The organism is Brevibacterium permense (assembly GCF_013280495.1).
Classification (GTDB): domain Bacteria; phylum Actinomycetota; class Actinomycetes; order Actinomycetales; family Brevibacteriaceae; genus Brevibacterium; species Brevibacterium permense.
Map to the genome: position 1 here is coordinate 251,067 of NZ_JABSSX010000001.1, position 25,580 is coordinate 276,646.

Consider the following 25,580-nt stretch of genomic DNA (forward strand, 5'->3'; position numbering starts at 1 on the left):
GTACGCGCGGAGCCCGAGAATCCGGGTTCCGATCGTGACCGGGCTGTGATCGCCGTCAGGGCGCTGTCTCCTACCGGGAGACAGCGCCCTGATTGTATGCTGAGACCACGCACAGCCAATTCTCATAAACTCAGCGGGAGGTCTTCCCATGTCGGCACCGAAGCCGTCGACCCAGGTCAACGTCGCAGCCTCAAAAGGGATCATGCGACCGGTCAACCGATTCCTCGAACAGTGGATTCCCTCGGCCCTGACCTTCGCCATCGTCCTCACCCTCATCGTCGCCGTCCTCGCGTTCATCTTCACCGACGCCGGACCGACAGACGTCGTCACCGGCTGGGGTGAGGGACTGGCCGGTCTGCTCGAGTTCATGACGCAGATGTGTCTGATCCTCCTGCTCGGGCACATCCTCGCCAACACCGGACCGGTGCGGAAGCTGCTGGCCCGTCTTGCTCGAGTTCCCGGAAACGCCACCTTCGCCTATGTCTTCGTCTTCATCGTCGCCGCGCTCGCCAGCCTCATCACCTGGGGACTCGGCCTCGTCGTCGGCGCTCTGCTCGCCCGTGAGATCGCAGTGCAGTCACGCGAACGCGGAATCAAGGTCCATTTCCCGCTGCTCGTGGCCGCCGGATACTCCGGATTCGTCGTCTGGCATATGGGCTATTCGGGATCGGGCCCGCTGACCGCGGCCACCCCTGACTCCTTCCTCTCCGAATCCCTCGGCGGGAAGACAGTTCCGGTGTCGGAGACGATCTTCGCCGGCTGGAACCTACTGGCGATCGCCGGAGTCATCATCGTCTGCGCGCTCCTCTTCTTCCTCGTCGCACCCAAGGCCGGCGCCGCAGTCTACGAGCTCCCCGCCTCGGTGAGTTCGGAGAACCAGTCGGAGGTCGACGAGGAGGTCGTCACTCCGGCCGACCGGATCGACGCCTCACGAGTGCTCACCCTCATCGTCGGTCTCGCTCTCGTCGCTTACCTCATCATCCACTTCGCCCAGGGCGGGGGACTGACGCTCGACATCGTCAACTGGTCGTTCCTCGCGCTCATCCTCCTGCTCGTGCGCAACCCGTTCGAGCTCATCCACCTGACGAAAGAGGCGGCGTCGAACGTCGGCGAGATCCTCCTGCAGTTCCCGCTCTACGCGGGAATCCTCGGCATCATGTCCTCCACCGGACTCATCGCCGTGTTCTCCGACGCCTTCGTCTCGATCTCGAACACCACGACCTTCGGCGTCCTCGCCCTGCTCTCGGCCGGACTCGTCAACTTCTTCGTCCCCTCCGGCGGCGGACAGTTCGCCGTGCAGGGCCCGATCATGCTCGACGCGGCCAACCAGCTCGGCGTCGACCCGTCGATCGCGATCATGGCCGTGTCGTACGGCGACCAGTGGACGAACATGCTCCAGCCGTTCTGGGCGCTGCCGGTGCTCGCGATCGCCGGACTGAAGATGCGCGACATCCTCGGCTATACCGTCATCACATTCCTCGGCGCAGGGGTGGTGATGGCGGCCGCGCTGCTCTTCGTCTCCCTCTGACCCCGCCTCGGCGAGGGTGAGCCGCTGATCTGCAGAACCGCGTGGCACAACAGGACAAATGACCGGAAGTGTCTATGTGGTAACCTCCGTTGTTGGCCGTCCCCGTGGAACCGTGGATTCGGCGAGGACGGAATTCCATTCAGCAACAGCCGTTGATCATGCCCGGTTGAGCACGCTGTTCGACCGGGTCCGATGCCACGACGCAACAGCGTCCGGATAAGGAGCACAACCATGTCAGCATCAGTCGACACCCCGCCGGGTGAACCGAAGGGAGAGGCGAAGGGCACGGTGAAGCCGTCACTTCCGCCCGTGAACAAGCGAGTGTTCGCGGCCGCGGCCCTGGTGGCGATCGCCATCACCGTATGGGCTCTGATCTCACCGACCAACGCCGAGGCGGTCCTCGGCGCCGTCGTCGGCTGGACCTCCGATTGGTTCGGCTGGTTCTACGTTCTCCTCGTCCTCGCCGTCCTCGTCTTCGTCATCTACCTGGCGGCTTCCCGCTACGGCAACACGAAGCTCGGCCCCGAGCACTCGAAGCCCGAATTCGGCCTCGTCGCCTGGGCGTCGATGCTCTTCGCCGCCGGCATCAGCACCGACCTCATGTTCTTCGCCGTGGCCGAACCGGTCACGATGTACCTCACCCCGCCGAGCACGGAGCCAGAGACGGTCGCCGCCGCCCGCGAATCCACCGTGTGGGCGCTGTTCCACTACGGCCTGAGCGGTTGGGGGCTCTACGCACTCATGGGTATGGCTCTGGCCTACTTCGCCTACCGGATGAACATGCCCTTGGCGATCCGCTCGGCGCTGGCCCCGATCTTCGGCAAGCGTGTCCATGGTGCTTTGGGCGAGACGGTCGACTTCGCTGCTCTGCTGGGAACGATCTTCGGCGTGGCCACCTCATTGGGCATCGGCGTCGTCATGGTCAACGTCGGCCTCAACACGGTTTTCGGGATCCCGATCGGCACCGCCACCCAGGTCGGCATCGTGGTCGTCGGTGTCGGAGTCGCCACGCTCTCGGCGGTCTCGGGTGTGGACAAAGGCATCAAGTTCCTCTCAGTCCTCAACGTCGTGCTCGCCATCGCGCTGAGCTTCTGGGTGCTCGTGGCCGGAAACACGCAGTTCCTGCTCAACGCCTTCGTCCTCAACATCACGGATTTCGTCCGCCTGTTCCCGGACATGGCCGGACAGACCTTCGCCTTCGAAGACACCGGCACATGGATGACCGACTGGACCCTGTTCTTCTGGGCCTGGTGGATCGCCTTCGCTTCGTTCGTCGGGCTCTTCCTCGCCCGCATCTCCCGCGGACGCACGATCCGCCAGTTCGTGCTGGGCACCCTGACGATTCCGTTCATCTACATCTTCATGTGGATCTCGATCTACGGAAACTCGGCCCTGGACATCATCCGCAACGGTGATGTGAAGTTCGGCGAAGCGGTCATGGCCAGCCCCGAAGGCGGCTTCTACGACCTGCTCTCCCGCTACCCGGCGTTCGCCTTCATCGCCGGTCTGGCCACGCTCACCGCACTGCTGTTCTACGTCACAACCGCCGACTCCGCCGCCCTGGTCATGGCGAATCTGTCGTCGAATCTGCGCAATCCCGCCGAAGACGGACGCGCCGGACTGCGCATCTTCTGGGCACTGCTGACCGGTGCCCTGACGGTGGCGATGCTGCTCGTCGGCGGCATCGGCGCCTTGCAGAGCGCGACGGTGATCATGGGACTGCCCTTCGCCTTCGTCGTCATCCTCGTCATGATCGGCCTGTACAAGGCCCTGCGAGTCGAGGCGAACCGCGTCGACAGCGTCGATACGACCCTGCCCGGCTCCTTGGCCCGTCGCTCGCGCGGCCCCGGTCACGAGACGTGGCAGCGTCAGCTCGGTCGGGTGCTGTCCTTCCCGAACCAGGCGCGTGCCGAGGAGTTCGAACAGAAGGTCCTCATCCCCACCCTCCACGAGGTGGCCGAAGAGATGGAGGGCCGTGGGATCTCCTCGCGCTGCGGTCGCGTCGACTCCGAAGGAGTGTTCGTCGACGACGGCGAACTCTTCCAGTTCGAGGTAGACGGAGACGGGGAGTACCCGTTCCGCTATCAGGTTTGGCCGCACAAGGTCAGTGTGCCGTCGTTCGGCGGAATGGTTCCGCGCGGAACCGGCGAGGACTACTACCGGATGGAGGTCTACCTCGATGGCGGCACCGGTCAGGGCTACGACATCATGGGCTTCTCGAAGGAGCAGATCATCGCTGACGTGCTCGACCAGTACCAACGCCACGTCGAATTCCTTCAGCTGCAGGAGAACTTCACCCACCGCGATGACTGAATCGCGATGTCCGGATGACTGAATCCGGCGGGTGAGTGCGGCGCCCGGGATCTCCGACCAACAGGCCGGAGATCCCGGGCGCCGTCATTTCTCGCCCTGAGACGGCGGGAGGCCGCGTAGTGAGCTGCAGGACGGTCTGGCGATCACTCCGTCAACACGTTGCGCAGGGTCCGGGCGACGGACAGGGCCGTCAGCCCGCTGGTGGCAGAGTTCTCCGGGCTGGGCGTCGACCGGATCTCGAACGCGAATTCCCCTGCCGATCCCGACGCCCGGATTCGGTGGGCGGACTGGGTCTGGCCGGCAACCGCCTGGAGTACGACCCGCACCCTCTCCAACGAGGCACCGAGTAAGTCGGCATCGGTGCGTTCAGGCGCGGTCTCGGCCGACGCCGCTCTGGCTCCTGAGTCTGAGGCCGGTGCAGCAGAACGCAGTCCGCGGGTGGCCCAAGCGAGGGCGACGGCGATATTGACATTGGCTGGGAACTTCTCGATCGCCTCGGCGGGATTGCCCTCAAACACCGTCAGAGGGCCGTCCTCGGGGCCGAGGCCGCGCAGACGCTCGGCTTCGGGCTCAGACATACACGGCCGGATGAGTCCGCTCGCCTCCTTCGACGTGGTGATTTCGACGCTGTCGAGGCCATCGGCCTGAGCCGCCGCCTCGAGCACATCGAGTCCGCCGATCGCCCCATTGGTCACATGCAGGCGGCCGGGTCCGGCGAGCAGACCCGCGCGGGCGTCGGGACCGGCCAAGGCGCCGACGCTTGTGAGGACGAGAGGGCGACCGGCCGCGATGGCGGCGGGGCCGAATCGGGCGGCGGCGGGAACTCCCGCGCATTCGACGACGATGTCGAAGCGGTCGAACATCCTCGGCGACGGTGATTGCGTCGACGACGGAGCAGGCAACGATGGTGCCGGTTCGTGAACTGGGGCGGTGAGCGTGGGGAGGTCGACCACCTCGGCGCCGTGATTCGGGCGAACTCTGTGCTTGGCTCGATCCGAGACCAGGGCGGTCAGGTTGAACGCCCCGGACTCGAGCTCGGGAGAGAGCAGCCGGGCGACGTGACGGCCGATGGCACCGAATCCGATGAGGAGCACTGAGGTCATGGCCGCACCCTATCGGAGGACACTGACGTGGGGCTCAGAACGGCGACACCATGTCCTCGGCAACCAGAGGAAGGGGCGTGCAGGCAATGTCAGTGCGACGCGATACGGTTGCAGAATGGACGACGAATCACAGCCGGGCCCCGTCGGGGGAGCCGTCACCGGCGACGACGGACTAGCGCGCACCCCGTGGGCGTATGGTGACCCGATGCTGCTGGACTACTACGACAGCGAATGGGGTCTGCCCATCCACGACGAGGCAGGGCTCTTCGAGCGGATGAGCCTCGAGGGATTCCAAGCCGGACTGTCGTGGCTGACGATTCTGAAGAAGCGGGAACGGTTCCGTGAGGTCTTCGCCGGATTCGACCCCGATGCCGTGGCCCGCTTCGGCGAAAGCGAGATCGAGCAGCTGCTGACCGATTCCAGTATCATCCGCCATCGAGGCAAGATCGAAGCCTGCATCAACAATGCCGTTCGCGTGATCGAACTGCGTGAGGACGGCGGGCTCGATGCCTTCCTGTGGTCGTTCCAGCCTGCGCAGACCCCGCGACCGCGCACCATTGCCGAGATCCCGACGACCGGACCGGAATCCGTGGCGCTGTCGAAGGCGCTGAAGAAGAAGGGGTTCCGCTTCGTGGGACCCACGACGATGTATGCGCTGATGGAGGCCATCGGCATGGTCGATACGCACCTGCTCGAGTCCCACCGCCGAGGCGCGTCCGGAGTGTGGTCGGAATGAAAGACATCCGCGTCTCCGCGCTCGTCCTCTTTCACCCGCAACGCCGGGAACTGCTCATGGTGCGCAAGGCCGGGACCAGTTCCTTCATGCTGCCCGGCGGCAAACCCGAAGTGGGGGAGACCTCTGAGGACACCATCGTCCGTGAGATCGCCGAGGAGCTCGGACTCGATCTGGACGGTCACCGGCTGCACCCTTTGGGCACTTTCGCTGCGCCGGCGGCGAACGAAGCCGACCACCGTGTCATCGGTGACGTGTTCTGCTACGACGGTCTGCCGGCGGCACTCGATGTGGAGAACATCGCGCATCTGGCCGAGATCGCCGAAGCCGGATGGTTTCCCATCGACCCGCTGCCCGCGGACACCGATCTCCGCCAATTCGCGCCGCTGACCCGCAATGAGGTCATCCCGGCGCTGCAGGCCGCGGGGAGACCGGCTTCCGGTGACCGGCTCAGAGCCTCTCCTGCCGCGAATAGGCGATGAGGGCCCGGTACAGATCGATCGGCGCGCAATTGGCGCCCTTGGCCAGGGACTTCATGAGTTTGCGATAGGTCTGGTAGTCCATCTGCGCAGGGTTGTCCGTGGGCACGAGAGCGTACTCGTGCAGCACGGTCAGCGCCCGGGAGTCCATGATGGCGAACTTCTTCGGATTGACGACGGTGAGCAGGGTGCTGGCCATCGGGACTCCCACTCCGGGCAGCATCTGCAGCACCGGCAGCCGGAAGCGGTTGGGTGTGTCGTCGTCGAGGGCGACGCCGGTGACGAAGTCGATGTCATCGGATGCGATCTCCTCAAGACTCGGCAGGACGCCGATGGCCTTCCACTCGGCGACCTTGAGGAAATGCTTGCGTTTGAACGATTCGCGGACTTTCGTCTTCGGGCCGATGCCGCTGAAGATCTCCGACTCAAGATCCGTGAGGACGTAGAGCGGTTCGAACTTGAGGACGAACGCGGTATCGATGGTGCCGCTGGTCGCGCCGCGGTTGAGTTCTGATGAGTTCATGTGCCGATGGTAGGCGATCATTCTGACGCGCAGGTGAACACTTGTCCGCCGAAAGAGAGGCAGACGATGCTGATACGGCAGATGCAGTGCCGATGTCGTAACCTCGGACTATGGACCCCGAACATCCGTCTCAGGCGACGTACACCCCGGCCCTGTTGGGTCTGGTGTGGACGGCGATGTTCGGGTTCTCGGCCTTCTTTTTCAGCTATTCGACGATGGTGACGATTGCGTCAACGGATGGACTGTCGACCGTCACCGGCGGGTCGGTGCTGACGACCATGATGATCGGTGTCATCGTCGCCCAGCCTTTCGCTCCGTGGGCCGGTCGCGTCTTCGGTTTCAAGGTCTCGCTCATGCTGGCTCTTGTGCTGCAGTTCCTCGGCCAGCTCCTCGGACTCTTCGTCACCCCGCCCCTGTTGGCACTCGTCCTCGCCGGACTCTGCGGGGGAGTCGGATTCGGGCTCTTCGTGGTCCTCGCCAATGCCGCGGTCCCAGGAACGACCGCGCCGGGTCGGATCGGCAAGGCGCTGGGCTTCTTCGGTGGGATAACCTCCTTGGCCGCGGCCGTCGGAGCTCCGCTGGGACTGTGGCTGGTCGAGACGATTCCGATCTGGATCTTCCGCCTCATCGTCTGCGCCTGTCTCCTCTTGGCCGTCCCCACTGTGCTCAAATACGTACCCGGTCGACCGCCTCGGCGAGGGAATGACGATTCGGGAGAATCGCCGAGCGGCAACGAGACGGGCGGGGTTCGGCCCGGTCGCAACGAGAAGCGGAGCCTGCGGAAGGTGGGGTGCCGGGCGGGGGAGGCGCTCGGGCTCGTCCTCATGCTGTCTCCGTTCCTCGTCGGCATGATCGTCTTCGGGATCATCGTCGGCTTCGGGCCGGGCGAAGATGTCGCCGTGGCGGCACTGTTCATCGCCGGGATGCAGATATCAGCGGTCATCGGACGCTTCGTCGTCGGGGCTGTTTCGGACAACTTCCCGCCGTTCGCCCTCAACATCTTGGGACTCGTCCTGACGGCGATCGGGCTGGTCTGCGCTGTCGTCTCCTATGGTGGGACGCTGTTCATCTCGATGCTCATCATCGGACTGGGATTGGGCGCCATGCAGTCGGCAAGCCTCGTCATGGCCTTCGCTTCAGTCAGTTCGCCGAGCCGGGCCAGCGTCGCGTGGAATATGAACTTCGACATCGGGCTGGCCGTCGCCGGTGTGGTCGGCGGGCTCGGCTTCACCTATCTCGGATCGTCGTCGACCTTCCTGGTGTGTGCTCTGATTCTGCTGTTCACCGGTGCCCTGTCGTGGATCGCGCGGACTCTGCAGATGCGGAACAACGGGCACGGCTGAAGCAGTCAGCGCTGGGCAGGGTCCGGAGCTGCCGAGGGACCGGATCGGCACCTGAAGTGTCCCGGGATCACTTTCCGGTCGTCTTCTTCTGCCCCGGTTCGAGTCCGTGGGAGTTCTTGATGAAGAACGCACCGAGGATGCCGAGGATACCGACGCAGGCGGCGACGAAGAACGCGACGTTCGCGCCGTGGACCAGGCCCGCCATGCCGTAGGTCTCCGGGTTCCGTGCGGCCGAGACCATGATCGTCACGAGCACTGCTGTGCCGACTGAAGTGGCGATCTGGCGCAGCGTGTTGTTCAGGGCAGTGCCGTGGGGGATGAGGTGCGAGGGCAGCTGGTTGAGCGCGGCGGTGGTCACCGGCATCATCACCAGGGCGATTCCGAACATGCGGACCGTGTTGACCAAGGCGAGGTAGACGAACGAGGTGTCCGGTTCCAGCCGTGCGAAGAGGAACGTGGTTCCAGTGAGCAGGACGAAGCCGGCGATCGCGAGCCATTTGGCGCCCACGGCATCGAACACGCGACCGGTCACCGGCGACATCAGTCCCATCACCGCGGCGCCGGGAAGCAGGACCAGACCCGACTCCATGGCCGAGAAGTCATTCATGTTCTGCATGTACAGCGGCAGGACCATCATGCCGCCGACCATGACGATGAACACGCACATGCCCAGCAGGGTGTTGAGCGTGAACATGCGGTAGCGGAGGATGCGGAACTCGAGGATCGGCTGCTCGAGCTTGAACTGGCGGGTGATGAAGAATGTCAGCGTGATTGCGCCGACGACCAGTGGGATGAGCACCTCGGCGCTGAGCCATCCGGCATCACCGGCGGTGCCGAAGCCGAACAGCAGTCCGCCGAAGCCGAGTGTGGAGAGGATGATCGAGAGGACATCGAGTCGGGGGAAAGTCCGTTCGGTGACGTTCTTGAGCAGGAAATAGGCAACTATGAGATCGATGATCGCGATCGGCAGCATCATGTAGAACAGCGTCTGCCAGGGCAGGTGATCGACGATCCAGCCGGAAAGACTTGGGCCGATGGCCGGGGCGAAGGCGATGACGAGGCCGAAGGTGCCCATGGCCGAGCCGCGCTTCTCGACGGGGAAGATCGCGAACAGGATCGTCTGCATGAGCGGCATGATGATGCCGCCGGCCGAGGCCTGGATGACGCGGCCGATGAGCATCACCGGATAGACCGGGGCGATCGCGCAGACGAGCGTGCCGAGGATGAACAGGCCCATGGCGGTGAAGAACAGGCCGCGCGTCGTGAACTTCTCGATGAGGAAGGCGGTTACCGGGATCATGATGCCGTTGACGAGCATGAAGCTCGTCGTCACCCACTGAGCCGCGCCGGAGGTGATGTCGAAGTAGGACATGAAGTGCGGCAGGGCGGTGTTGAGCAGCGTCTGGTTGAGGATGATGACGAACGCGCCGGAGACGAGGACGGCGAGAACGAGGTTCCGATTGATCGGGGCGCCTTCTGACGGGTCCGTCTGAGTCTCGTCTCCGTTCGCCAATGGCATCCCCTCACCTGTTCGTCGTCTGCGGCTCTTCTCGTCGTCCACCGTCGGCCCGCCCGCTGCGGTGTGCTGAATCAGCCCCTCTTTGCGCCCGGAAATAAAATCCTGGGTTATATAACCGCTTTATGCAGTTTACTGCACGACCCCCGCCGAGGTGGTCCCGGGTCGGTGTGAGATTCGTCGAGTTCATCTCCCGGTTGGGTGACAGACACCCGCCGCTGGTGCGGATGATTCCGACCGCGGCCCCACAAGGGGACCGCAGTCGGAATCACGACGGTCGGCCGCCTCGGTGAGGGGTCAGGTCAGGCGGGTGGCCGGCGACTGGGTCTTGTTGGCGTCGGTCTCCGGCAGGTCGCCGAGGATGTCGTCGATGCGAGTGAGGGCGTCCGCGTCGAGGGCGACCCCGGCGGCCTCGGCGTTCGAGGCGATCTGCTCGGGGCGGGAGGCGCCGACGAGGGCGGTGGCGACGTTGTCGTTGGCCAGCACCCAGGCGATCGCGAGCTGCGCCATCGTGATTCCGAGCTCGTCGGCGATCGGTTCGAGCTTCGCCACGGCCGTCAGTTTGTCGTCGTGAAGATAGCGGCTCCTGATCGACTCCGCGCCGCCGCCGTCCTCGTCGGTTGCCCGGGAGCCGGCGGGGACCGGCTGGCCAGGTTTGTACTTGCCGGTCAGCGCGCCCTGGGCGATCGGGGACCAGACGATCTGCGAGATGCCGAGTTCCTTCGACGTCGGGACGACCCGTTCTTCGATGACGCGCCAGAGCATGTTGTACTGCGGTTGGTTCGACACGAGCTGGATGCCGAGGTCTTTGGCCAGGTGGTGGGCGGCGCGCAGCTGGTCGGCGTTCCATTCGCTCACGCCGATGTAGAGGGCTTTGCCGGAACGGACGATGTCGGCAAAGGCCTGCATCGTCTCTTCCAGTGGGGTTTCGTAGTCGTAGCGATGGGCTTGGTAGAGGTCGACGTAGTCGGTGCCGAGTCGGCGCAGCGAGCCGTTGATCGACTCCATCATGTGCTTGCGCGACAGGCCGGTGTCGTTGTGTCCCTTGGGGCCGGTGGGGAAGTAGACCTTTGTGAAGATCTCGAGCGATTCGCGCCTTTGGCCCTTGAGCGCGTCGCCGAGGACCTGTTCGGCGACGGTGTTCGCGTAGACGTCGGCGGTGTCGAAGGTGGAGATTCCCGCGTCGAGGGCGGCGTGGACGCACTTCGTGGCGGTGTCGTTCTCCACCTGCGAACCGTGCGTGAGCCAGTTGCCGTATGTGATCTCGGAGATCTTGAGTCCGCTGTTTCCCAGATATCTGTGTTCCATGACCTCAGCCTACGACCGGGCGCGGGAGTGCGGAACCCCTCGCCGAGGCGGGGGTCAGTCCACCGGTGAGTGCGCAGCGAGCGCGCGCGGCGGGCCCGTGCGGTCGCGGCCCAGTTCGAGGTGGATAGCCCATGTTCAAACATGGGCTGCTCAACTCAAACTGTGCCGTTACGAGGAGACGTCGAGTCCAATCGCCACAGGGGCCCGGTGCTTCCGTCCGTCAGCGCGCCGGGCCGGCGTTTTCCGCGATGTGTCCTTGCAGGGTGGCCGCGAACGCTGCGGAATCGCCGGAGCGCAGATGCTTCACGAGTGCCTCGTGCTCGGTGATGAGGTCGTCGGATCGATCGAGCAGGTGCCGGCTGTTCATGAACAGAGTGAACCGGTGCCGGTCGGAGAGCAGTGAATACATCTCGAGCATCACCCGGCTGTCCCCGGCCTCGACGAAGCCGCGGTGGAACTCCAAAGTGAGTTCGATGAATCGGGCGACATCTCCCTCGGCGAAAGCGGCCCGATGCTGCGTGATGAGACTATCGAGTTTCTCGGCCAACCGCTGCCGCATGGGCTCGGAGGCCCGCTCGACAGCGGTCGTCTCGAGCACATAGCGGGCATCGGCGAGCTCGGCGACAGTGCGTTCGTCGATGCCTTGGACGATCGCCCCGCGCTTGGGGTAGATGTGGATCCACCCCTCGTCCTGCAGCCTGGCCAGAGCCACGCGCACCGGGGTGCGGCTGACGCCGATCTCGGTGGCCAGTGCCGCCTCGCCGAGCATCGTCCCGGGCGTGTGAGAGCCGCTGAGGATCTGCCCGCGGATGACCGAGTAGGCGCGTTCGGCCGCGCTCATCGAACCCGCCGCAGTCTTCGAAGATTCCGTCTTCCTGCTCATTTCCTCACCCCGTCCTTTCTCGCAGCGGCAGCGGACTGGTCGGCCGCCTCGGCGAGGGAGGATCCGCGGCGTCCGGGCCAGCTCATCAGCGGGATCGCTCGGATCGAGAATCCGACGGCGACGAGCAGGACGAATGTGGCCATGAGGTTGATCCACAGGAATCCGCCGGCGCCGAGCACGGACCCGGCCATCGCCGCCATGAGCGCCCCGCCGAGGTTCATCGCCGAATCCGAAGCGCCCTGCAGCGGCACCTTCGCATGCGCCGGCACCGAGGCGGTGAGCAGGGACGAGCCGCCGATGAGGAACATCGACCACCCGATTCCGAGCAGCGACAGGGCGGTCGACAGCAGCACCATCGACGATTCCGGAGCCACTGCATCGATAACGCCGAGGGCGATCGTGAGAACGAAGATACCGGCCCCACCTGCGATGACGACGCCCGAACCCCACCGGTCGGCCATCCAGCCGAACACAGGTGACAAGGCGTACATGCCGGCGATGTGGATGCTCACGACGATGCCGATCGCGCCGAGGCTGAACTCCTGGTGATCCATGTGCACCGGGGTCATGACCATGACGTTGGTCATCATCATCTGCCCCGTGATGATCGTGATCATCGCGAACAGAGGCACCGGGCGGGCTAGGGCGAAGCGCAGCGCTTCGCCGAGCTTCATCGGGGGAGGGACGGTCGCCTCGGTGTTGGTCGACCTGTTGGTCGCAGCGGTTTCCTTCGCCGAGGCGGCGATGCCGTTGTCCTCGGCCGTGCTCTCACCGTCGTGGCCGGGGTCGTCGACCCCGGGTTCGCCCGGATGGTCGGTGCCGGCGGCCACCGACTTCGTCAGGGTCGAGGCCGACAGTGTCGCCAGGGCGAACGCGACCATCGAGATGAGGTAGGGCCCGGCCAGTCCGTTCATGCCCAGCGTTTCGCCGAGGTGGGCTCCTGGGGCAGTGAAGCTCGGGCCTAGGACGGAGCCGACGGTCGTCGCCCACACGACCAGGGACATCGCGCGACCGGCGGCGGCCGGGTCGGCGAGGTCGACGGCGGCGTAACGGGCCTGCAGGCCCGAGGCGGTCGAGGATCCGCACATCATCATCCCGAGCATGAACAGGGGAAGGAACTGCAGGGCGACGCCGATGAGGACGACCACGGCGCCGAGCGTGCCGATGCCGAAGCCTAAGGTCAGCGCCCTGCGGCGGCCGGAGCGGCCGGCGAGCACGGCGAGAGGGTAGGCGATGAGACCGGCTCCGAGGATGACGCTCATCTGCGCGAATCCGGCCATTGACGTCTGTCCGGTGATCTCTTCGGCGAGCAGTCCGCCGACGGCATACCCGGAGGCGATGCCGGCTCCGGAGAGCAGCTGGGCGGTGATGAGTTTGGCTTGTTCGCGGATGTGGCTGGTCATATCGGTCTCACGTCGTCGTGGTGGTCAGGACCCACTCACATTAATTTGCATCCATCTTGGATACAAGAGTGAATCCGGCCGCGCACCTCACACCGCGTCAGCCTGCAGCGACGGTAAAGTGGCCTTCGCAGCTCGGTACTTCGGCTTCATCGACGACGGCCACCGCCAGATCTTCGGTGCTGATCCAGGAGCGTCCGTCGAGGTCAGTGAGCACGATCGTCGTTCCGCGCTGATAGTCGCTGAGGCGGTCGCCAGGTTCGAGGACGGCCGGAGGGCTGACGTAGGTCCACCGGTCCGCTGCGTGATTCCGGCAGACCTCGAGTTGGGCGAGACTCGCCGCAGCTAGATCTCTCCACTCCTCGGCGACGAACTCAGGATCGTTGAGGACGATGGAGTCGGGATCAACCGGGGACCGCAGCGGACCAGCCCCGCCGACGACGAGCAGCGGCACCTGCGCGTGGGCGGTCGCGGTCAGCACCGCCTCGGTGAGGGAAAGGAACTGTGACGTCTGTCCTGGTGCGGCCTGGACGGTGAGCACGGCCGCATCGGCACCAGCCAGCGCCGCGTTGAGGTCGGAGGCGATGCGGGCGTCGACGGGGAGAGCCTGAACTCCGGGCCGGACTGCGGCAGTGGAAACGGCGGATGTGCTGTTCGGGCGGCGTGAGGCGGCGAGGATGTCATGGCCGCGGTCGGCGGCCTCGGCGACGATGCGGGACCCGACCATGCCGGTGGCTCCGATGACGGTGATCTTCATGCTGTGGGCTCCTTCTCTGTGCGATTCAGGGCGCGTGCACGGGTGAAAACGGTCGGGGAGAGCTGACCGCAGGCGAGCGCGGCCAGGGCGAGGACGAAGCCGGAGACCTGTGCGAGATTGAGGCTCTCACCGGCGAAGACGATACCGAGTCCGGCGGCCACGAGCGGGGAGAGCAGCCCGAGCAGGGCGGTGGCAGTGACCGGCAGGCGTCCGAGGCCGCGAAACCACAGGGTGTACGCGAGCAGTCCGCCGGTCCCGCCCAGCCACAGGTAGCCGGCGATGCCGGGGGCGTCGACCTGTGCGGGGACGCCTTCGATGAGCAGGGTGGGCAGGAGGACAACGAGTCCGCCGGCGCTCAGCTGCCAGCTCGCGAAGCCGACCGGTCCGATGCCGGGCGGCAGTCCCCACTTCTTGACGAGGATGACGCCGGTTCCCATCGAGGCGGCACCGAGGATGCCCGCTGCGATGCCGACCAGATCGAAGTCGGCACCGGGGCCGAGTACGACGAGACCGACTCCGGCAACGCCGACGAACCCCCAGCCCAATCGCCACACCGACAGACGCTCACCGAGGACGATGACCGTGAGTGCGGTGACGAGCATCGGCTGCGCGGCACCCAGAGTCGCAGCGACCCCGCCGGGCAGGCGAGTGGCTGCGACGAACAGAAGCGGAAAGAAGATCCCGATGTTGAGCGTCCCGAGCACCAGTGCTTTCCACCACCAGGACCCGGTGGGCAAGCGGCGGGCGATGAGGAGACCGATGAGGCCGGCCGGCAGGGCCCGCATGAGGGCGGCGAAGAGCGGGTGGCTCGCGGGCAGGAATTCCGTGGTCACAAGATACGTCGTGCCCCAAACTGCAGGGGCCAGGGCCGTGAGGACGGTGGTTCCGACTCGGGAGCCCGTCGAAATCGGAGTGGATGGGGTGGGTGCGGTCGTAGTTGTCATGACTCCAGCATCTGCCTGCGCCGTGTCATGATTCCAACACATAGTTTTCATCTGATCAATGAACTGCCATCATGAATAAATGGAGTTGCAGCAGCTGCGCTATGCCCTCGCCGTCGCCGAGGAGCGGAATTTCACCCGAGCGGCCCAGAAGACCCATGTCGTGCAATCGGCGCTCAGCCATCAGATCAAGGCCCTCGAGCGCGAGCTCGGCGTGCAACTTTTCGCCCGGACCAGCCGAAGAGTCGAACTCACCAAGGCCGGGCACGCCTTCGTCGCCGGCGCCCGAGCGACCCTCGACGCCGCGGATCGGACCGTCACCGACGCGGTCGCCGCAACCGGGCAGATGCGTGGGAGTCTGACGGTCGGTGCGATCCCGACGGTGACCCGACTCGACCTCACCGCGGTACTCGGCCGGTTCCACCGCACGTATCCGCAGGTGAGCATCCGTATGATCGTGGGCGGCAGTCTGGACTTCATCGAACGGATCCGGGCTGGGACTCTCGATGCTGCGATTCTCGGACTGCCGGAGGACGTAGAGCCGAAGGGCGTGGCGAGCACCGTCATCGCGCAGGAGAGGCTTGTGGCCGTGCTCGGGCCGGGCCATCGGTTCGCCGGGCGCCGACGGCTGCGGTTGGCCGATCTCGCCGACGAGGCATTCGTCGACTTCCCTTCCGACAGCCCCGGCCGTTCGCAGTCTGATCGGGCCTTCGCCGAGGCGGGACTGACCCGAACGGTCGCGTTCGAATCGATGCTCGTGGACATGATGCTCGACCTCGTCGCGCACGACCTCGGCATCGCTTTGCTTGCTCCGGCAGTTGTGCCGGAGGGGCGGGGATTGGTCACCGTGCCCGTGGCTGAGGGGCCGAAGCGCGTCGAATACCTCGCTTGGAGCGAATTCAATCTGAGTCCGGCTGCGTCGGTCTTCGTTGAGGAGGCTCTGGCTGGTCTTGATGCGGAATAGGGTTGTAGCAGCGACTAACTCGCAGACAGTGGCGATCGACGGCTACTGCATCGGCGGGGCTGCCGAGATCGCCGCGGCCGCAGATTTCCGCATCGGCGGCAGCGACTCCTGGTATTCGGTGCCCGAGGTGCGCATCGGCATTCCATCGGTGCTCGAATCGGTCAACCTCCACCGCCTCATGGGCTGGACGAAAGTGACCGAATTCGTCCTCACTGGCAACCGATTCACTGCGGAAGACATGCTGCAGTGCGGATTCCTCAACGACATCGTCGCCGAGGCGGCCATCCCGGTACCGTGGTTGCCAGCTCGGGGAGGGGAAGGACCGCGCTCGAAGAGCGCGCTCGCCCTCCTGCGCGACACCACGCAGTGCCAGCCGCGCCGTCATCGCTCAGCAGAAGCGACTGATGCGGACGTGGAAGAACACCTTCGAAGCCGAGGCGATCGCCGACAGTCAGAAGAAATTCGCGCTCGCCTTCGCCGCGAAGGCCGAGAGACAGTAGCCTGAGAACTTAGCGAACGATTGAGGAGGACACGTGACCGACAATGACGTCACACCGCTGCCCGAGGCCTTCTACCTTCCGCGTGGCGACGACGAATTCGACTCGACTCGGGCCACGACGAGCCCGTGGGACGAACGCATGCAGCACGGCGGGCCGCCCGCAGCGTTGCTCGCCCGTGCCGTCGAACGGGTCCGCGAGGACGAAGCGATGAGCATCGGCCGTTTGACGATTGACATGCTCGGCCCCATCCCGCAGGGTCGAATCCGCACCGAGGCGACCATCCTGAGACCCGGAAAGCGCATCGAACTCGTCGAAGCCAAGCTCTGGGCAGACGACCGGCTCGCCGTCACCGCGACAGCGTGGCGGATGCGATCGACACCCGAATCCAGCGCCGAGGTGTCCTCGACGTTCGACACCTCCTCGGTGCCGGAACCGCAGGAGCAAAGGTACTTCCCGGGCATCAGTCGCGACTGGGGCTACGGTCGCGCGATCGAATGGCGCTTCGTCTCCGGCGGCCTCCAGGAGCTCGGCGCGGCCGATGTCTGGGTGCGGCCCCGCATCCCACTCGTCTCGGGGGAAGACACCAGCCCGATTCAGCGCTTCGTCATCGTGGCGGACTCGGCGAACGGAGTCTCTGCGGCTCTGCCGTACGGGGAGTGGACGTTCATCCCACCGTCGTTGTCGCTGACGTTTGCCCGGGAACCGAAGTCCGAATGGCTGAACATGAACGTCCGCACCCACGTCGGTCCCGATGGTCGCGGCGTTGCCAACGGAGACCTGGCTGACGAGATCGGCTACGTCGGAGCTGTGACCCAGCCGCTGCTCATCGCCCGACTCTGAGATCCTGAGAGCATGGAGTTCCTCGGGCTCGTTCTCATCGGCTGCCTCGTCGGCCTGACCACCGTGCTCTTCGGGTTCGGCGGCGGCTTCGTCACGGTCCCGATCATCACCCTGGTCGATGCGGATCTCGGACATGACACGGCGCGGGTGGCGGCGGCCACCTCGGCGTTGGTGATGCTCGTCAACGCGATCATCGCCACGGTGTCGACGAAACGCTCCACGCTCGCCCACCTGCGGGGGAGGTGGTGGCTGCTCGGGCTGCTCGCGCTGGGCGGGGGATTGGGTGCGTTCGCAGGACGATTCGCACCGGACGCGCTGCTGCAGTGGGGGTTCGTCGCGTACATCGCGGCCACGGCCATCGATCTGCTCACCCGGCCCGGATTCTTCCGGCGCAAGGCCGCGGTCGTCGATAACGTTGGCGAAGTCAACGAGGGAGGCCGCGGAATCGCCGCTGTCTGGGGTGTGCCGATCGGTGGGTTGGCCTCGTTCCTCGGTGTCGGAGGGTCGGTGATGACGGTGCCGATGATGCGCCGGTCCGGGGCGACGATGACTGTGGCTACGACCCTGGCCAACCCGCTGACCTTGGTGATCATGACCCCGGCCGTGCTCGTGACGATCCTGACTCCGGCGGCGATCGACGCTCCGGGCATCGTGGGATCACTCGACCTGGTGGCGGCCGCGGCGCTGCTCATCGGCGGACTGCCGATCATCGTGTTCCTGCGTCGCCGGGTGCCGAAGATCCCCGAGATCCTCCACGCTTGGGGCTATTTCGTGCTGCTCGTGGCAGCTGGGGTAGTCGTAGCTGTGGCGTAGTGTCTCGGCCGTTTGGCGAATTGGTCAGCCGGTCCAGCAGCGTGTGCAGGCGCTCAGATACTAGCGCCGGCGCCGACCGCGCACGTCAGCGTCGACCGCTCGCCTCAGCCACATTCGTGCTAACCGACTGCTCACCTTAGCGTCGACCGCTCGCCGTATAGTTTGTGCGCTCGACGCTAAGGTGAGCGGTCGGCGGAGGTGAGTTGGAGAATATGCTCAGCCGTCCCACCGGCGCTGGCGCAGGATAGGTGGGAGACCGAAGTAGATCGGCGGGCGGGCCGAGGCGGTCGGCGGTGAAGTCTCCGGAGTGGCCGAATCTTCGGCAGGCGCGTCGCCAGAGCGAGCGTGGTCCAAGCCGTCCGTTCTGCAGGTACCGTGGCCAGCCTCCGCACTCAGCGCCCAGGCGCTTTCCCAGCTGATGAGTTCGCCGGCGTGGCAGACGGGGTCGCCTCCGCTCGACGGCGGTTCGGCCCACATCCACAGGTTGATCCCGTACTCCATGAGGACCATCTTGCACCCTCCCTCGCGAGACGAATTCTCCTCCACCAATGCGGTCCGCACCTTCGCCGAGGCGTCCTCGAGTTCCGTCCACCCGTCCTGCCGATGCGGCAGAAACACCCACGTCCCCGCAAGGACGCGATCCGGCACGAGCTCGTCGACGGCGGCTACTTCGACCTGGCGGGGCCCACCACGAGCGTCTGCCCTGTCGCCGGCATTGTCGAACGCGCTCAGCATTTCCCCGAAACACGCGTGGGCTATCTCGGGGGAGGGCGCGACGACGAGGTGGTGGGCCGCCTCGGCGCGCACCTCACCCAGTGAAAGATGCGTGAACGGATTCTCGCGCATCGACCCGAGCACCTGCGTCCAGTGCCCCGGCACCGTCCCGTCGGCCAGGAACCCGCTGGTGCGCGGGCGCTCCTCATCGTGTCGCATCGAAAATCCTCCTCGCCGAGGCTGCCCACCGTTCCCTCCATCATGCACCCACCCGCCGGTGGAGTCAGATGGGATGGTCAGCGGGAGGTCCGCTGGCACGTTTTCCGCGTATCTAACGAATGGGAAACGTTTCGGCCGACCGAGTGCCACTGACGCTCTGCCCGTCCTACACTGATCGAAGTGGATCGAGTAGCGGCTTCGCCGGCTCGGTCCACGACCACGTCTGAACCATCTCGCGCCACCAGCGAGCCTGCACGCCCGAAAGTCCATGCCCTTGCTCTCTTCCTCACGTCGCACACTCGCGGCACTCGCAGCAGTCCTGTCCCTCGGCCTTCTGTCCGGATGCGCCGAGGATGCCCAACCGGCCGTGGACACCGCCTCATCCAGCACCGCCGACCCCACACCCACACGTGAGGCCCCGAAGCCGAGCGCCGACCCTTCGACATCGGCGACAAGCGATGACACCGACGAAGCCGGCGAAGAGGACGAAGGCCGCGCGGGCAGCGCGGCGACGGGGACCGCCTCGGCGATGTTGGATGAACTCACGGTCAAGGGCCGGGCACCGAAAACCGGGTATGACGGTGACCTGTTCAAATGGCGTGCGGACACCGACCACAACGGCTGCGACACCCGCAACGACGTGCTCCGCCGCGACCTCACGACCATCACCCTCAAGGCCGGAACCCACGGATGCATCGTGCTGGCCGGAACGCTAGACGACCCCTACGCCGGCGAGACCTACGACTTCGACCGCAGCGCGAACGCCGTCGACATCGACCATGTCGTCGCCCGATCGAACGCCTGGCAGACCGGGGCTTTCAAATTCGACGACGAGACGCTGAAAGAGTTCGGCAACGACCCACTCAATCTGCTCGCCGTCAGCTCGAGCCTCAACCGGCAGAAGGGCGACGGCGACGCCGCGACCTGGCTGCCGCCGAACAAGTCCTACCGCTGCGAATACGTTGCCCGACAGATCGCCGTGAAGCACAAATACGAGCTATGGGTGGTCCCCGCGGAAAAGTCCGCCATGGAACGCGTGCTGGCGAAGTGCGATGACCAGCCCGCCTTCGCCGAGGATGTCGACTGGCCCGGCCCCGGTGACGGTGACAATGTCACCACGAAGGAAGAGACCCGCCCGGCTGGTCAGAAATCCTCGAGCTCGGGATCGTCGTCGAGCGGAACTTCGAGTGGTACATCAGGCCGTTCGTCGAGCGGATCATCAGGTGGCTCATCGAACTCGTCGACGTTCTTCGAGAACTGCACGGCCGCCCGCGAAGCCGGTGCCGCACCCGTTCGCCAAGGCGACCCCGGCTACGGGTCCCACCTCGACCGCGACAGCGACGGAATCGCCTGCGAATAGCGGCGGCTCACGCTCACATTCGCATGGAACCGAAGCGCGGACAGGGATCGGTCGCACTGACGTTCGGCCGCCTCGGCGGGGGCGGTGTGCACGCGATCACATTCGCTCGGTAATCTGAAGTCGAACACCGTCGCAGCTGTGCCTGCCGGCGGCCGACTTGATCATCGACGATGAGGAGATCTGACATGTCCGGACTCGATACCGCCCTGACTCCGCTGCGCTTCCTCGAGCGTTCGCTCGAGGCTCACCCGAACCGGGAGGCGATCGTCGACGGGCCCCGTCGCTTCACCTACCGGCAGATGGCCGAGACCGTGCAGAACCTCGCCGAAGGACTCGTCCGCCGGGGACTGAAACCCGGGGACACGGTCGCGGTGCTCGCGCCCAACAGCGCCGAGGCGCTCATCGCCCACTACGCGGTCCCGCTGGCCGGCGGCGTGCTCGTCATGCTCAATACCCGACTGGCACCGCCCGAGGTCGAATACATCCTCGGCCACAGCGAAGTGAAGTTCCTCTTCGGCGATGCCGGACTCCTCCAACCGATCATCGACGCCGGGGCTGCGAACTCAGTCGAAACGATCGTCGTCCACCCTGACGAGGACGGCACTCCAGGTGAGGTGGCCGCCGCGGATCTCAGTGTGGAAGCGTATGCCGACTGGACCGCCTCGGCGCCGGAATCACCGCGAGCCTACGAGGTCGAAGACGAAACGGCGACGATCACCGTCAATTACACCTCGGGCACGACGGGCCGGCCGAAGGGCGTCATGTACACCCACCGCGGGGCGTACCTGAACTCCCTCGGCGAGGTCATCACGCAGGACTTCCCGGCTCTGACGAAGTACCTGTGGACGCTGCCGATGTTCCACTGCAACGGCTGGTGCACCACCTGGGCGCTGACCGCGGTGTCGGGCACGCACGTGTGCATCCGAGCCGTGCGCGGGCCCGAAGCCTGGCGACTCATCGACGAGGAGAAGGTCACTCGGATGGCCGGGGCTCCCGTCGTGCTCAACACCATCGCCGGGGCCAAGGAAGCCCACGACCTGGGTGGATCGCTGTCGATCACCACGGCCGGCGCCCCGCCGTCGCCGACGACGATCGCCCTGTTGGAGGGCCTCGGCATCGAGGTCATCCACGTCTACGGACTCACCGAATCCTACGGCCCGTACTCCTCCTGCGAACCGCAGCCCGAATGGACCGGCCTGCCGGTGGAGGAGCGCGCGAAGCTGAAGTCCCGACAGGGGATCGGCATGATCAGCGCCGAGCGCATGCGCGTGGTCGAGCTGCGCGACGACGACGTGCTCACCGACGTTCCCCGCGACGGGATGACGATGGGCGAGATCGTCATGCGCGGAAACAACGTCATGAAGGGCTACCTCAACGCTCCCGAAGCCACCGCCGAGGCGTTCCGAGGCGGCTGGTTCCACACCGGCGACCTCGCCGTGATGCACGAGGACGGGTACGTCCAGATCCTCGACCGTGCCAAGGACATCGTCATCTCCGGCGGAGAGAACATCTCCACCATCGAGGTCGAACAGGCCCTCGTCGCCCACGAATCCGTCGCCGAGGCGGCCGTTGTCGGAATGCCCGACGAGAAGTGGGGACAGCGGCCGTTGGCCTACGTCGTTCTGAGGCCCGCCGCCGAGGCGACCGATGCCGACCTCATCGCATTCGTCAAGACCCGAATCGCCTCCTACAAGGCACCGGCCGGAGTCGAATTCGTCGATGAGCTGCCGACGACGTCGACCGGCAAGATCCGCAAGAACGCACTGCGGGAGATGGCCGGGAACTGAGGCCTTCTCATGGATATATCACGAATGATATAATTTTGTATGGTCGAATGGACGATCGAGGTCTCTCGTGAGGTGGAGAAATGGCTGGAATCATTGAGTGACAATGACTTCCGGATTGCGGATCGACACCTGAAGAACCTGGCGGAGCATGGGACGGAGCTCGGAATGCCGCGTTCCAGAAGTCTCGGTGGAGGATTGCACGAACTCAGATTCCAATGCCAGAACGTCGAAAGAAGGATTACGTACACATTCGACCCCGGACGGCGGGTCATCACGTTGACCACGTTCCGCAAACAACGAAGCAGTGAGCAGAAGCAGGTCGCGAGAGCACGACTGGCATTGAGGAGGTGGCGGAGAAAATGAAGACACTTGATCAGATGCGTGAAGAACGTCTGGGCAAAATGTCAGAGAAAGAGCGCGCTGAATACGAGGCGGGCTACGATGACATCGATGCAGGAATCCGGATTGCCCAACTGTTCTACGATGAGCGAATCTCAATGGGATTGACTCAAGCAGAACTTGCAAAGCGCATGAATACCACTCAGGCGGCAATCGCTCGGATCGAAAACGGCGCAGTGATGCCCGGGACAGGGATGTTGGAGCGGCTGGCGCGTGTTGCCCACAAGCGAGTCGCGTTGGTCTGATATCTGGGCCTAGCCCTCTGATGCCCTCAAGCCATCTCCTGCTGCGGGGTGACGATGAAACCGTCGCCCCGCAGCAGCTGAGGTTCAGGCCGATTCGAGAGGGAAGATCAGCAGGCCGCTCGTCGCGGTCGCGACGGTCTTGCCTGCTGCGTCGACGACCTCGCCCTCGGCGAAGGTGACCCGACGTCCCGGTTTGGTGACTCGGCCGGTGGCGACCAGAGGGCCGCTGTCGGCGGTCACGGGGCGCAGGTAGCTGACATTGATGTCGATCGAGGTGTAGCCCATGCCCGCGGGCAACAGCGAATGCGCGGCACATCCGAGGACCGAATCGAGCAGAGTGCAGACCAGTCCACCGTGGACAGTGCCGATCGGGTTGTAATGGGATTCGTCGGGACGGCAGGTGAAGGTGACCTTGCCCCGTTCCACCTCGGTGAGCTCCATTCCGATATGTGCGCCGATAGGCGCACCGGGGATCTCACCGTCGGCGATCTTCTGCAGGAAATCGATGCCGTCGAGGTGAGGCATCTGCTTGAGACCGATGGTCGGATCGCCCCAAGCGATGGTCGTTTCGCGAGGGTCGCGTGTGACCCCGTCGCGCAGCTTCGGCTCCGCCTCGGTGCTCATCTCAGTTCCCTTCGGGCATGGGTACGTTCTGGAGGCGCAGCTGGCCGCGGGAGATCTGCTTGCCGCTGGCCGAGTCCGTGATGATGACCTCCCAGAGCTGCTGAGTGCGTCCCTGATGAAGGGCGTTGCCCTCGACGTTGACGCGGGCTCCCGTGCTCGGGCGCAGGAAGTCGGTGGCGTTGTGGACGCCGACGGCGAACTCGCCGCGCTCAGCCACGGCGTATGAAGCGCCGATGCTGCCTGCACTTTCGACGATGGTCGTGTACACGCCGCCGTGGATGACGCCCCATGGAGGGTGGTGATTCTCGTCGAGTTCCGCATATCCCCGCACCGAGGTGGCCGTCACCTCCTCGACGACGAAACCGGAAGCCGCGACGAATCGACTTGCCTTCTCCAGCGAGACATCGGGGATCTGAGCGGCTTGCGCGTCATCAGTCACGTGTTCTCCGTCGATCTGACTTGTTATTATGAAGTTAGCCTAGCGCGTCGACGACGGTCAACCAAAGGAGGGGACATGGAATGGCTCGAATACGACTCCGCTGCCTGCTCGATCCGACGCAGTCTTGATGTCATCGGACAGAAGTGGACGCTGCTCATCCTGCGGGATGCGTTCAACGGTGTGCGGCGATTCGATCAGCTGCGCGACCACCTCGGGGTCTCCGATCCAGTGCTTGCCGAGCGTCTGCGCACGCTCGTCGCGGGCGGTCTCCTCGAGCCCGCGACCTACAGTGAACCGGGCCGGCGGGCGCGAAAGGAATATAGACTCACCGACAAGGGGCGCGAGCTCTATCCCGCGCTCATCACGTTGCTCCAGTGGGGTGACAAGCACTGCTCAGGGCCGGACGGCCCGCCGGTGAGCGTGACGCATCGCGACTGCGGAGAACCGGTCGAAGCGAAGGTCATGTGTGCGGCCGGCCATGAGCTCACCTCACCGAGCGAGGGCCAGACCGCTCCCGGCCCCGGCGCGCTGGTGAAGCCGTAGGCGCTCCAGAGTAGTGCTGGCGACTCAACCGTTGTGCCGGCAGCTCACGCGAAGAGCGCGAGACTGAAGACGACGAAGATGATGAGGTGAGCGGCCCCCTGGACGGCCGTGACCTTCTTGGCGGCAAACCCGATGACAGAGACCAGGAGCGTGATCGCCAGCAGCGCGAGGTTGATCGGCGACTCGGCGAGCACGATCTGCTGATCGGTGAGCATGCCGATGACCAGCACCGTCGGTATCGTCAGCCCCACCGTCGATACCTGAGCGCCGTGGCAGAGGTTGCTCACCCGCTGGATCTCGCCGTTCCACGCCGCTCGCAGAGAGGTGAGGGTCTCGGGCAGGAACACGACCATCGCAATGACCACCCCGGACAAAGCAACAGGAGCGCCGAGGCGGCCCAGGCCGTCATCGAGGAGCGTGGCCATGTCATGGGAGAGCAGCACAATCGGCAGCACAGTGGCAACGAGGAGGACCAGCCGGAGGATGATCTCCACGCGGTGGGTTGAGAGGATCTCGACGATTCCCTGAGGCGCGTCGTCAGCCTGGTCGGCTGCCTCGGGCCGGCTAGATTCGGACCGGTCGGCCGCCTCGGCGGGGGACGACTGCGTCGTTCCGGCAGTCGATGAGGCGCCGGCCAAAACATCCCCGACGGGTGCCATCTCAGTGAATTCGTGGGCCTGCGGTCCCATCTGTCGGTAGAGGAAGAAGACGTAGGCGCCGACGGTGACCACGATGATCGGGATCTCCTGCCAGATCGCGTAGGCACCGTCGGAGGTGCCGATGAAGGCGGGCACGGCGAAGGCGAGGGCGGCGAAGACGACGATCATGACCAGGTAGTTCGAGACGCCGGTGCGATTGTGGGTGAGTGCGCCGTGGCGCAGTCCGCCGACGAGCAGGCAGAGGCCGATGACGGCGTTGAGGATGATCATCGACACTGCCATCACCGAATCGCGGGCGATCGTCGCGTGGTCGCCGGGGCCCAGCAGCACCGCGGCGATGAGGATGACCTCGATGAGGCAGATCGAGATCGTCAGCACGAGCGAGCCGTACGGATCGCCGAGGCGGTTCGCTAAGTGTTCGGCTTCGGTGACGACGCCGAAGGCGCAGATGAGGGTGACCGCGATGATGACCACGAGTGCGGTCACGAGCAGCGGCAGGGGAACCGGTGGGGCAAGCAGAGAGCCCATGAGTTGCAGGGCGATGAATGCGCCCCAGCCGAGGACGAGTCGCAGGATTGCGGTCGGCGTGATGACTGAGCGGAGGGCGGCGGTCATGAAAGGTATTCCTGTCTCTGAGGCCGTCCCCA

The 25,580-nt window shown here is 65.2% G+C and carries 26 protein-coding genes; 14 read left to right on the forward strand and 12 right to left on the reverse strand.

Annotated elements, in window-relative coordinates; genetic code table 11:
• The first annotated feature begins 148 nt into the window (after positions 1 to 148).
• The gene (locus HK353_RS01210; RefSeq protein WP_173151472.1) at positions 149 to 1,528 is read left to right on the forward strand and encodes a short-chain fatty acid transporter; all 1,380 of its coding nucleotides are present in this window, start codon (positions 149 to 151) and stop codon (positions 1,526 to 1,528) included.
• A 231-nt stretch (positions 1,529 to 1,759) separates the two neighbouring features.
• Positions 1,760 to 3,841: a choline BCCT transporter BetT gene (gene betT / locus HK353_RS01215; protein WP_173151474.1), complete on the forward strand. Its 2,082-nt coding sequence runs from the start codon at positions 1,760 to 1,762 to the stop codon at positions 3,839 to 3,841.
• A gap of 143 nt (positions 3,842 to 3,984) precedes the next feature.
• On the opposite strand, the gene HK353_RS01220 is transcribed toward betT, so the two are convergent.
• Positions 3,985 to 4,944 carry an aspartate dehydrogenase domain-containing protein gene (locus HK353_RS01220; RefSeq protein WP_173151476.1) on the reverse strand — a complete coding sequence of 320 codons (960 nt, stop codon included), beginning with the start codon at positions 4,942 to 4,944 and terminating at the stop codon, positions 3,985 to 3,987.
• A gap of 115 nt (positions 4,945 to 5,059) precedes the next feature.
• Between HK353_RS01220 and HK353_RS01225 the strand changes: the two genes are divergently transcribed.
• Positions 5,060 to 5,680: a DNA-3-methyladenine glycosylase I gene (locus tag HK353_RS01225; protein WP_173151478.1), complete on the forward strand. Its 621-nt coding sequence runs from the start codon at positions 5,060 to 5,062 to the stop codon at positions 5,678 to 5,680.
• Positions 5,677 to 6,159: an NUDIX hydrolase gene (locus HK353_RS01230; RefSeq protein ID WP_173151480.1), complete on the forward strand. Its 483-nt coding sequence runs from the start codon at positions 5,677 to 5,679 to the stop codon at positions 6,157 to 6,159. The genes HK353_RS01225 and HK353_RS01230 overlap by 4 nt, the downstream gene beginning before the upstream one ends.
• Here the strand turns inward: HK353_RS01230 and HK353_RS01235 are convergent.
• The gene (locus HK353_RS01235) at positions 6,128 to 6,679 is read right to left on the reverse strand and encodes a hypothetical protein (protein ID WP_173151482.1); all 552 of its coding nucleotides are present in this window, start codon (positions 6,677 to 6,679) and stop codon (positions 6,128 to 6,130) included. The genes HK353_RS01230 and HK353_RS01235 overlap by 32 nt on opposite strands.
• Before the next feature lie 110 nt (positions 6,680 to 6,789).
• On the opposite strand from HK353_RS01235, the gene HK353_RS01240 reads away from it, so the two are divergent.
• Positions 6,790 to 8,022: an MFS transporter gene (locus HK353_RS01240; RefSeq protein WP_173151484.1), complete on the forward strand. Its 1,233-nt coding sequence runs from the start codon at positions 6,790 to 6,792 to the stop codon at positions 8,020 to 8,022.
• 67 nt (positions 8,023 to 8,089) lie between these two features.
• On the opposite strand, the gene HK353_RS01245 is transcribed toward HK353_RS01240, so the two are convergent.
• The 6 genes from HK353_RS01245 to HK353_RS01270 form a co-directional block, all read right to left on the reverse strand.
• Positions 8,090 to 9,541 (reverse strand): MDR family MFS transporter, encoded by a 1,452-nt coding sequence (locus HK353_RS01245; protein ID WP_173151486.1) that lies wholly within the window; start codon positions 9,539 to 9,541, stop codon positions 8,090 to 8,092.
• Positions 9,542 to 9,835: 294 nt separating this feature from the next.
• Positions 9,836 to 10,846 (reverse strand): aldo/keto reductase family protein, encoded by a 1,011-nt coding sequence (locus HK353_RS01250; protein ID WP_173151488.1) that lies wholly within the window; start codon positions 10,844 to 10,846, stop codon positions 9,836 to 9,838.
• A gap of 220 nt (positions 10,847 to 11,066) precedes the next feature.
• On the reverse strand, positions 11,067 to 11,729 hold the full coding sequence (locus HK353_RS01255; protein ID WP_173151490.1) for a GntR family transcriptional regulator: 663 nt from the start codon (positions 11,727 to 11,729) through the stop codon (positions 11,067 to 11,069).
• Entirely contained in the window at positions 11,726 to 13,132 is a 1,407-nt protein-coding gene (locus HK353_RS01260; RefSeq protein WP_173151492.1) for an MFS transporter, read from the reverse strand. Before HK353_RS01260 ends, HK353_RS01255 begins: the two co-directional genes overlap by 4 nt.
• A 97-nt stretch (positions 13,133 to 13,229) precedes the next feature.
• The gene (locus tag HK353_RS01265) at positions 13,230 to 13,886 is read right to left on the reverse strand and encodes an NAD(P)-dependent oxidoreductase (RefSeq protein WP_173151494.1); all 657 of its coding nucleotides are present in this window, start codon (positions 13,884 to 13,886) and stop codon (positions 13,230 to 13,232) included.
• The gene (locus HK353_RS01270; RefSeq protein ID WP_173151496.1) at positions 13,883 to 14,830 is read right to left on the reverse strand and encodes an EamA family transporter; all 948 of its coding nucleotides are present in this window, start codon (positions 14,828 to 14,830) and stop codon (positions 13,883 to 13,885) included. Before HK353_RS01270 ends, HK353_RS01265 begins: the two co-directional genes overlap by 4 nt.
• A gap of 79 nt (positions 14,831 to 14,909) precedes the next feature.
• On the opposite strand from HK353_RS01270, the gene HK353_RS01275 reads away from it, so the two are divergent.
• From HK353_RS01275 to HK353_RS01290, 4 genes are read left to right on the forward strand one after another with little or no spacing between them, the layout of a single operon-like run.
• Positions 14,910 to 15,791 carry a LysR substrate-binding domain-containing protein gene (locus HK353_RS01275; RefSeq protein ID WP_173151498.1) on the forward strand — a complete coding sequence of 294 codons (882 nt, stop codon included), beginning with the start codon at positions 14,910 to 14,912 and terminating at the stop codon, positions 15,789 to 15,791.
• A 28-nt stretch (positions 15,792 to 15,819) separates the two neighbouring features.
• Positions 15,820 to 16,296: an enoyl-CoA hydratase-related protein gene (locus HK353_RS01280; RefSeq protein WP_342589771.1), complete on the forward strand. Its 477-nt coding sequence runs from the start codon at positions 15,820 to 15,822 to the stop codon at positions 16,294 to 16,296.
• A 28-nt stretch (positions 16,297 to 16,324) separates the two neighbouring features.
• Positions 16,325 to 17,131, forward strand: a complete 807-nt coding sequence (locus HK353_RS01285; protein ID WP_342589772.1) for a thioesterase family protein — start codon at positions 16,325 to 16,327, stop codon at positions 17,129 to 17,131.
• A gap of 12 nt (positions 17,132 to 17,143) precedes the next feature.
• Positions 17,144 to 17,944 carry a sulfite exporter TauE/SafE family protein gene (locus HK353_RS01290; RefSeq protein WP_173151500.1) on the forward strand — a complete coding sequence of 267 codons (801 nt, stop codon included), beginning with the start codon at positions 17,144 to 17,146 and terminating at the stop codon, positions 17,942 to 17,944.
• Positions 17,945 to 18,160: 216 nt separating this feature from the next.
• Here the strand turns inward: HK353_RS01290 and HK353_RS01295 are convergent, their stop codons facing one another.
• Positions 18,161 to 18,877 (reverse strand): hypothetical protein, encoded by a 717-nt coding sequence (locus tag HK353_RS01295; protein WP_173151502.1) that lies wholly within the window; start codon positions 18,875 to 18,877, stop codon positions 18,161 to 18,163.
• 274 nt (positions 18,878 to 19,151) lie between these two features.
• Between HK353_RS01295 and HK353_RS01300 the strand changes: the two genes are divergently transcribed.
• The 4 genes from HK353_RS01300 to HK353_RS01315 all read left to right on the forward strand — a co-directional run bounded on the left by HK353_RS01300 (position 19,152) and on the right by HK353_RS01315 (position 22,668).
• Positions 19,152 to 20,237, forward strand: coding sequence for a GmrSD restriction endonuclease domain-containing protein (locus HK353_RS01300; protein ID WP_425350528.1), 1,086 nt, complete (start codon positions 19,152 to 19,154; stop codon positions 20,235 to 20,237).
• A gap of 185 nt (positions 20,238 to 20,422) precedes the next feature.
• Complete coding sequence (locus tag HK353_RS01305) at positions 20,423 to 22,024, forward strand: AMP-binding protein (RefSeq protein WP_173151506.1); 1,602 nt, start codon at positions 20,423 to 20,425, stop codon at positions 22,022 to 22,024.
• A gap of 39 nt (positions 22,025 to 22,063) precedes the next feature.
• Positions 22,064 to 22,387 (forward strand): type II toxin-antitoxin system RelE/ParE family toxin, encoded by a 324-nt coding sequence (locus HK353_RS17515; protein WP_173151508.1) that lies wholly within the window; start codon positions 22,064 to 22,066, stop codon positions 22,385 to 22,387.
• A complete protein-coding gene (locus tag HK353_RS01315; RefSeq protein ID WP_173151510.1) occupies positions 22,384 to 22,668 on the forward strand; it encodes a helix-turn-helix domain-containing protein in 285 nt (94 codons plus the stop codon). Before HK353_RS17515 ends, HK353_RS01315 begins: the two co-directional genes overlap by 4 nt.
• Before the next feature lie 84 nt (positions 22,669 to 22,752).
• Here the strand turns inward: HK353_RS01315 and HK353_RS01320 are convergent, their stop codons facing one another.
• Together HK353_RS01320 and HK353_RS01325 are read right to left on the reverse strand one after the other, a co-directional pair.
• Positions 22,753 to 23,292: a PaaI family thioesterase gene (locus HK353_RS01320; protein WP_173151511.1), complete on the reverse strand. Its 540-nt coding sequence runs from the start codon at positions 23,290 to 23,292 to the stop codon at positions 22,753 to 22,755.
• A gap of 1 nt (position 23,293) precedes the next feature.
• Entirely contained in the window at positions 23,294 to 23,731 is a 438-nt protein-coding gene (locus tag HK353_RS01325; protein ID WP_342589773.1) for a PaaI family thioesterase, read from the reverse strand.
• 75 nt (positions 23,732 to 23,806) lie between these two features.
• Between HK353_RS01325 and HK353_RS01330 the strand changes: the two genes are divergently transcribed.
• The gene (locus HK353_RS01330) at positions 23,807 to 24,274 is read left to right on the forward strand and encodes a winged helix-turn-helix transcriptional regulator (RefSeq protein ID WP_173151513.1); all 468 of its coding nucleotides are present in this window, start codon (positions 23,807 to 23,809) and stop codon (positions 24,272 to 24,274) included.
• A gap of 44 nt (positions 24,275 to 24,318) precedes the next feature.
• On the opposite strand, the gene HK353_RS01335 is transcribed toward HK353_RS01330, so the two are convergent.
• Positions 24,319 to 25,548 carry a calcium:cation antiporter gene (locus HK353_RS01335; RefSeq protein WP_173151515.1) on the reverse strand — a complete coding sequence of 410 codons (1,230 nt, stop codon included), beginning with the start codon at positions 25,546 to 25,548 and terminating at the stop codon, positions 24,319 to 24,321.
• Positions 25,549 to 25,580 lie beyond the last annotated feature (32 nt).